The following is a 7,004-nucleotide window of genomic DNA, read 5'->3' as shown; positions in this document are numbered from 1 at the left end:
ACATGACGCCACGCGAAAACCTGCGGCTCGCGGCCGGCCTGTACGGTCTGCGCAGCGGCACCGATGAGAACGCCGTGCTGCGCGAGGTCGGTCTGGCCGGTTACGAAGACGAACCGGTGCGCCAGCTTTCCGCCGGACAGAAGAAACGTGCCGCCCTGGCCCGTCTCCTTCTGCTGCCGGCCCGCGTGTGGTTGCTGGACGAGCCCTATGCCAATCTGGACCGCGACGGCATCGCCCTGGTCAATCGCTTGCTCGACCAGCATGCCGCACGCGGTGGCGCCGCACTGGTGACCAGCCATGGCGCGGTCAGCTTCGCCGGCGGTGAGCCGCGCCGTATCCGGTTGCACGCGTGACGCCGGGCAGCACACCCGCGGCCTGTGCCGCCCTGTTGCGACGTGACCTCACGCTAGCGTGGCGGCGTCGCGGCGATATCGCCATGCCGGTGCTCTACGCGGTCATCGTGACCACGCTTTTCCCTTTTGCCATCGGCCCTGAGCCGGCACTGCTGGCACGCATCGCCGGAGGCGTGGTCTTCGTCATCGTGCTGCTGGCCATCCTGCTCTCGCTGGACCACCTGTTCCGCGGCGACATCGAGGATGGCTCGATGGAGCTGTTGATGCTGGCGCCCCAGCCGTTGGCCCTGCTGGTGGCCATGAAGATCCTAGCGCACTGGATTACCTCATCCCTGCCCCTGATCGTCGTCGCGCCGGTACTGGCCAGCATGCTGAAGCTTCCGCCGGAAGCCATGCCGGTGCTGGTCATCGCGCTGCTCCTGTCCACGCCGTTGCTCTGCCTGCTGGGCGCGGTACTGGTCGCCCTGACGGCCGGGTCCAGACGCTCTGGTATGCTTCTGGCGCTCATGTTGTTGCCGTTGTGCGTGCCGGTCGTGATCTTCSCCGCCGGGGCTCTGGCAGCCGCGCAGGAAGGCTTGCCCTGGGTTGCGCCGATCGCCTGGCTAGGCGCAGGCCTCGCCATGGCGCTCGTTCTTGCGCCGCTGGCTTGCGCCGCCGCGCTTCGCATCGCCATGGATACATGAACGCACGCAACCGTGAGGGTCAAATCGCGGACTCACGGTGTCCGAACGCATGGGTAACAGGTAACGATGGCTAACTGGGTTCCCCTCTGGCTCCACCGCCTCGGCTCGCCGCCGGTGTTCTACCGGTTCGCCGGTGCCGTGCGCCCGTGGGCGTTCGGCCTGGCGCTGCTGTTGGGCGCCGTCGCGCTTTACGGTGGCCTCGTGGTCGCACCGGCGGATTACCAGCAGGGCGACGCCTATAGGATCATCTTCATCCACGTGCCCAGTGCCTGGATGAGCCTGTTCATCTACGGCGTTATGGCTGTCGCCGCCTTCATCGGGCTGGTCTGGCGGATCAAGATCGCCGAGGTGGTGGCGATGGAATCCGCACCGGTCGGCGCCGCATTCACCCTGATCACGCTGGTGACCGGTTCGCTCTGGGGCAAGCCCATGTGGGGTACCTGGTGGACCTGGGACGCCAGGCTCACCTCCGAACTGGTGCTGCTCTTCATCTACCTGGGCATCGTCGGGCTATATCACTCGTTCGAAGACCGCCGCCAGGGCGCGCGTGCCGCGGCCTTCCTGGTGCTCGTTGGCGCCGTGAACGTGCCTATCGTGCATTTCTCGGTGAACTGGTGGAACACGCTGCACCAGGGCTCGACGATCCGCCTGCTCGGCCCGTCCCATATCGAGGCGAGCATGCTCTGGCCCCTGCTCACCATGATGCTGGCGACCAAGTGCTATTACATCGCCAGCCTGTTCGCACGCGTGCGTGCCGACCTCATCGCTTCCGAAGGTGGCAAGGCCTGGGTGCGCGACATCGCGCTCGGCCAGCCTGGGAACGACCCCGCATGAGCCAGTTCCTCGCCATGGGCGGTTACGGTTCGTACGTGTGGACGTCGTTCGCCGCCTTCTTCATCGTCCTTCTCATCGATACGCTGGCTCCTTTAGCCCGGCGCCGCCGCAACCTGCGCGAACTTCGCGCGCGGCTCGCGCGCCAGGAAAACCGCCGCCGGCCCGGAACCCCGCCAAGCAATGAATCCAACGCGTAAACGTCGTCTCGCCATCGTCCTCTCCGTCGTCGCCGCCGCTGTCGTTGCGATCGGTCTCACTGTGTTCGCGCTGCAGCGAAACATGAGCTACCTGTTCACCCCGAGCCAGGTGCAGGAAGGCCAGGCCACGCAGTACAAGAGCTTCCGTCTCGGCGGCATGGTCAAGGCCGGTTCCATCCAGCGCGCGACCAGCACGCTGCGCGTGAGTTTCATCGTCATCGACGCCGACGGCGCCATGCCCGTGGAGTACACCGGCATCCTTCCCGACCTGTTCCGCGACAACCAGTCCGTGATCGCTACCGGCCGCATGGATGGCGCGCGGTTCATCGCCAGCGAAGTCCTTGCCAAGCATGACGAGAACTACATGCCGAAGGAGCTCAAGGACGCCATGGCCAAGGCCCACCAGAACAAGAAGATCGACGACACCGCGATGAAGGACACGCCCAAGTGATTCCCGAGCTCGGCCAGTTCGCCCTTGTCCTCGCGCTCCTTCTTGCGATCGCGCAGGGCGTGCTGCCGATCGTCGGCGCCTGGCGCAACAACGCCGCCCTGATCGCCGTGGCGCGACCGGCCGCCGCCGGTCAGGGCGTCTTCGTCTTCGCCGCCATGGCCGTCCTGATCTACGCCTTCCTGACTTACGATTTCTCGGTGGCCTATGTCGCCGACAACTCGAACCTGGCGTTGCCCTGGTACTACCGCGTTACCGCGGTATGGGGCGCACACGAGGGGTCGATGCTGCTGTGGGTGTTCATCCTCAACGTCTGGTCGGTGGCCCTGGCCGCTTTCAGCCGCCACCTGCCGCCCGCCTTCGTGGCCCGCGTCCTCGGCGTGCTCGGCCTGATCGGCGTCGGCTTCCTCGCCTTCATCCTGTTCACGTCCAATCCCTTCCTGCGCGAACTGCCGATGCCTGCCGATGGCGGCGATCTCAATCCGGTGTTGCAGGATCCGGGCATGACCTTCCACCCGCCCGTGCTCTACATGGGTTACGTGGGTTTCTCGGTGGCCTTCGCTTTCTCGATCGCCGCCTTGCTCGGCGGCGGCATGGAGCAGGCCTGGGTGCGCTGGGCGCGTCCGTGGACCAACATCGCCTGGGCATTCCTGACCCTCGGCATCGTCGCCGGCAGCTGGTGGGCGTATGCCGAGCTGGGCTGGGGTGGCTGGTGGTTCTGGGATCCGGTGGAGAACGCCTCGTTCATGCCCTGGCTGGTCGGCGTCGCGCTGATCCACGCGCAGGCCGTGACGGAAAAACGCGGTTCGCTGCCGGCGTGGACCATCCTGCTTTCGCTGTTCGCGTTCTCGCTGTCGCTGCTGGGCACCTTCCTGGTTCGCTCGGGCGTGCTGACCTCGGTGCATGCTTTCGCTTCCGATCCGCGCCGCGGCCTCTACATCCTCGCCTTCCTGATCATCGTCATCGGCGGCTCGCTCCTGCTCTACGCGATCCGCGCGCCGAAGGTCGCTACCGGCAAGGCCTTCGCCCCGCTGTCGCGTGAGACAGGGATCATGGTCGCGAACCTGCTCTTCACCACGGCCGCCGCCATGGTGTTGTTAGGTACACTGTTTCCCCTGATCGGTGACGCGCTCAACCTCGGTCGGGTCTCCGTCGGACCGCCTTACTTCGGCTTCCTGTTCGTGCTGCTGATGGCGCCGGCGGTACTTCTGCTTCCGTTCGGACCCTACCTGCGCTGGGGCCGCGCCGAAGGCAGCCAGCTGACCACGATGGCCCTGCGTGCGGGCATCGCCGCGGTGATCTGCGCCATCGCCGCCGCCTTCTTCGCCCAGGGCCACCTGCGTGCCATCGCCGGCATCGGTGGTGCGGTGTGGGTCGGCGCAGGCACCTTGTCCTATGTCATCAAGCGTTGGCGTGAGATGCCACGTGGTCGCCGTTTCCCAGCCGAGATGGCGGGTATGTTGCTGGCCCACACCGGCGTCGCGATCTTCCTGATCGGCGTGATGCTTTCGGAATCGTTGAGTGTCGAGCGAGACGTTCGCCTCGAACCTGGCCAGACCGAGTCGGTGGGCGGTTACGACTTCCGTTTCGACGGCGTCGAGGAGACCACGGGCCCGAACTGGCGTGCCGATGAAGGCATCGTCGCCATCCTGCGCGACGGCAAGACACTGGCAACGATGCACCCGCAGAAGCGCACGTATTCGCGCGGCCAGGTGCAGACCGAATCCGCGATCGATGCCGGCCTGTTCCGGGACATCTACGTCGCCCTGGGCGAGCCGATGGAGGCGACGAACGTCAAGGGCGCATGGGCCTTGCGCCTGTATCACAAGCCCTTTGTTCGCTGGATCTGGCTGGGTGGTCTCTTCATGATGGCAGGCGGTTTCGTTGCCGCTGCGGAGCGTCGCTTCCGTGCCAAGCGAGCTCCCTCTCCCGCTGCAGCAACGACCATCGTGACGCCGCCGACAAAGGCATCGCTCGCATGACCCGCCTGTTGCCCTTGTTCGGTTTCCTCGTGCTCGTCGGCCTGTTCGGCTTCGGCATCTGGTGGAACACCCAACACGACCAGCACGAGATCGTGTCGCCGCTGATCAACAAGCCGGCGCCCGCCTTCGCCCTGCCCGTCCTCGATGAGGCGAGCCGCACCGTTACCAAGGCCTCGCTGCTGGGCAAGCCGTACTTCCTCAACGTGTTCGCCAGCTGGTGCATCGAGTGCGTGCATGAGCACCCGCTGCTGATGACCGAAATGAAGCAGCTCGGCCTGCCCCTGGTTGGCTTCAACTACAAGGACGACCCGAACGAGGCCACGGCCTGGCTGGCCGAACACGGCAATCCGTTCGACGTGATCGCTGTCGATCGTGAAGGTCGCAGCGGCATCGACTTCGGCGTGTATGCGGCACCCGAAACCTTTCTCATCGATGCGAAAGGTGTCATTCGCTACAAGCGCATCGGGCCGATAACGCCCGAGGTCATCGACAGGGAAATCCGTCCGGCACTCGCCGCGCTCGCGAAGGAAACCCCGTGATCCGCCGCGCGCTGCTCATCCTGGGCCTCTTCCTGCTGCCTGTGCTGTGTGCCGCCCAGGCGATCCAGCCGTTGCCATTTCGCGACCATGCGGAAGAAGTGCGCTTCCAGCACCTCAGCGCCGAACTGCGCTGCCCGATGTGCCAGAACGAAACGCTTGCCGATTCCAATGCGCCCATCGCGCACGATCTGCGGCGCCAGGTGTTCGAAATGATGCAGGCGGGCAAGAGCGACGACGAGATCAAGGCGTACCTCGTCGACCGCTATTCGCAGTTCGTCCTCTACAAACCACCGGTCGAACCGAGCACCTGGCTGCTCTGGTTCGGTCCGCTCGCGCTGCTTGCCATCGGTGGCATCGTCGTTGCGGTACAGGTGCGCCGCCGCGCGCGCCAGGCACCCGTCGATACGACGCCGATCAACGATACCGGGGACGATTGGTGACTTACGCGTTTTATCTCGCCGCCGGGGTCATGCTGGCCCTCGCGCTGGCCCTGCTTCTCGTTCCGATCGTTCGCCATGGCCGCCGCCATGGTCGCTCGCGCGGCGTCTTCGCATTGCTGATTGCGATCGCCGTGGTCGTGCCGCTGGCCAGCGTGGGCCTGTACGCCCTGGTCGGCACGCCGTCGACACTGGGCGGCGTCGAGCCCGCGAAGGAAATGGATGTCAACGAAGCGATCACCGCGCTGCGTGCGCGCCTGAAGGACCACCCGGAAGACGCCCAGGGCTGGCTCCTGCTCGGCCAGACGTACACGATGCTCAAGCAACCTGCCCAGGCACGCGACGCCTACGATGGCGCGCTCAAGGTCGACCCGACCAATGGTGCCGCCATGGTTGGCTGGGCCGAGGCCGACTCTCTGATGCGTGACGACCATCGCATCGAGGGGCGCGCACTCGACCTGCTCCAGGCGGCCGTGACCGCGAATCCGCAGAACCAGCGCGCGTTGTGGCTGCTCGGCATCAGCCAGTTCCAGCACGAGCGATACGCCGAGGCGTCAGCCACCTGGAAGACGCTGCAGCCGATGCTGGATCCGGATTCGAACGTCGCGCATGCCGTGGCCGAGCAGATCGCGCAGGCCGACAAGCGCGCCGCGACCCAAACCCGTGGCACCATGAGCGGCATCCATTGAAGGAAGTCCCCATGGGCGACGCCCGCCGCTACCACCCGCTTTCCTCGCCATTCCGCATGAAACGCGGCGGCGAACTGCATGGCGCACGCGTCGCGTACGAAACCTGGGGCACGCTGGACAGTGAGAGGGGCAACGCTGTCCTCATCCTTACCGGCCTCTCGCCCAGCGCGCACGCCGCGGCCAATGCCGAGGATCCGTCGGCGGGCTGGTGGGACGACATGATCGGCCCCGGCAAGGCCTTCGACACTGACCGCCATTTCGTCATCTGCGTGAACTCGCTTGGCAGCGACAAGGGCTCCACCTGCCCGGCGTCGAACGACCCGGCCACCGGCGAACCCTACCGCCTCAGCTTTCCCGAGTTGTCGCTGGAAGACGTCGCCAATGCGGCCCATGAAACGGTGAGCGGGCTCGGCATCACCGAACTGGCCTGCCTGGTCGGCTGTTCGATGGGTGGTATGAGTGCGCTGGCGTACATGCTGCTGCACCCGGGCTCGGCGCGCACCCATCTCAGCGTGGACACAGCACCCCAGGCCCAGCCTTTCGCCATCGCCATCCGCTCGCTGCAGCGCGAAGCGATCCGTCTGGACCCGCACTGGAACGAGGGCCGTTACGACGACGAGCGCTGGCCGGAACACGGCATGAGCATCGCCCGTAAGCTGGGTGTCATCACCTACCGGTCGGCGATGGAATGGAACGGCCGCTTCGCCCGCATTCGCCTGGAACCGGACCAGCGCGAGGAAAACGAACCGTTCGGTTTCGAGTTCCAGGTGGAGTCCTATCTCGAAGGCCATGCGCGACGTTTCAATCGCCAGTTCGACCCCAACAGCTACCTTTACCTCTCC

General features: G+C 65.8%; 10 protein-coding genes. All 10 read left to right on the top strand.

Annotation, left to right across the window (positions count from 1 at the left end):
* A partial coding sequence (locus AC1DT2_RS12930) for an ABC transporter ATP-binding protein (protein ID WP_477296666.1) occupies positions 1–353 on the top strand: 353 nt, incomplete at its 5' end.
* A complete protein-coding gene (ccmB, locus tag AC1DT2_RS12925; protein WP_477296664.1) occupies positions 350–1,036 on the top strand; it encodes a heme exporter protein CcmB in 687 nt (228 codons plus the stop codon). The genes AC1DT2_RS12930 and ccmB, both read left to right, overlap by 4 nt.
* A 66-nt stretch (positions 1,037–1,102) precedes the next feature.
* Entirely contained in the window at positions 1,103–1,870 is a 768-nt protein-coding gene (locus tag AC1DT2_RS12920) for a heme ABC transporter permease (RefSeq protein ID WP_063572445.1), read from the top strand.
* Positions 1,867–2,067, top strand: a complete 201-nt coding sequence (gene ccmD, locus AC1DT2_RS12915) for a heme exporter protein CcmD (protein ID WP_063572446.1) — start codon at positions 1,867–1,869, stop codon at positions 2,065–2,067. The genes AC1DT2_RS12920 and ccmD overlap by 4 nt, the downstream gene beginning before the upstream one ends.
* Positions 2,051–2,518 (top strand): cytochrome c maturation protein CcmE, encoded by a 468-nt coding sequence (gene ccmE / locus AC1DT2_RS12910; RefSeq protein ID WP_213947693.1) that lies wholly within the window; start codon positions 2,051–2,053, stop codon positions 2,516–2,518. The genes ccmD and ccmE overlap by 17 nt, the downstream gene beginning before the upstream one ends.
* Positions 2,515–4,497 carry a heme lyase CcmF/NrfE family subunit gene (locus AC1DT2_RS12905; RefSeq protein WP_477296661.1) on the top strand — a complete coding sequence of 661 codons (1,983 nt, stop codon included), beginning with the start codon at positions 2,515–2,517 and terminating at the stop codon, positions 4,495–4,497. Before ccmE ends, AC1DT2_RS12905 begins: the two co-directional genes overlap by 4 nt.
* Positions 4,494–5,036 (top strand): DsbE family thiol:disulfide interchange protein, encoded by a 543-nt coding sequence (locus tag AC1DT2_RS12900; protein ID WP_063572449.1) that lies wholly within the window; start codon positions 4,494–4,496, stop codon positions 5,034–5,036. The genes AC1DT2_RS12905 and AC1DT2_RS12900 overlap by 4 nt, the downstream gene beginning before the upstream one ends.
* Entirely contained in the window at positions 5,033–5,476 is a 444-nt protein-coding gene (locus tag AC1DT2_RS12895) for a cytochrome c-type biogenesis protein (protein WP_477296658.1), read from the top strand. The genes AC1DT2_RS12900 and AC1DT2_RS12895 overlap by 4 nt, the downstream gene beginning before the upstream one ends.
* Complete coding sequence (locus AC1DT2_RS12890) at positions 5,473–6,162, top strand: tetratricopeptide repeat protein (RefSeq protein ID WP_157504086.1); 690 nt, start codon at positions 5,473–5,475, stop codon at positions 6,160–6,162. Before AC1DT2_RS12895 ends, AC1DT2_RS12890 begins: the two co-directional genes overlap by 4 nt.
* An 11-nt stretch (positions 6,163–6,173) precedes the next feature.
* Positions 6,174–7,004: homoserine O-acetyltransferase family protein (locus AC1DT2_RS12885; protein WP_477296656.1), on the top strand; the 831-nt coding region annotated here is incomplete at its 3' end.

It is taken from the genome of Luteibacter sp. P4_E6 (genome assembly GCF_056401535.1).
Note: the sequence above shows the minus strand (reverse complement) of the source record. Positions and strands in the feature narration are given on the sequence as shown.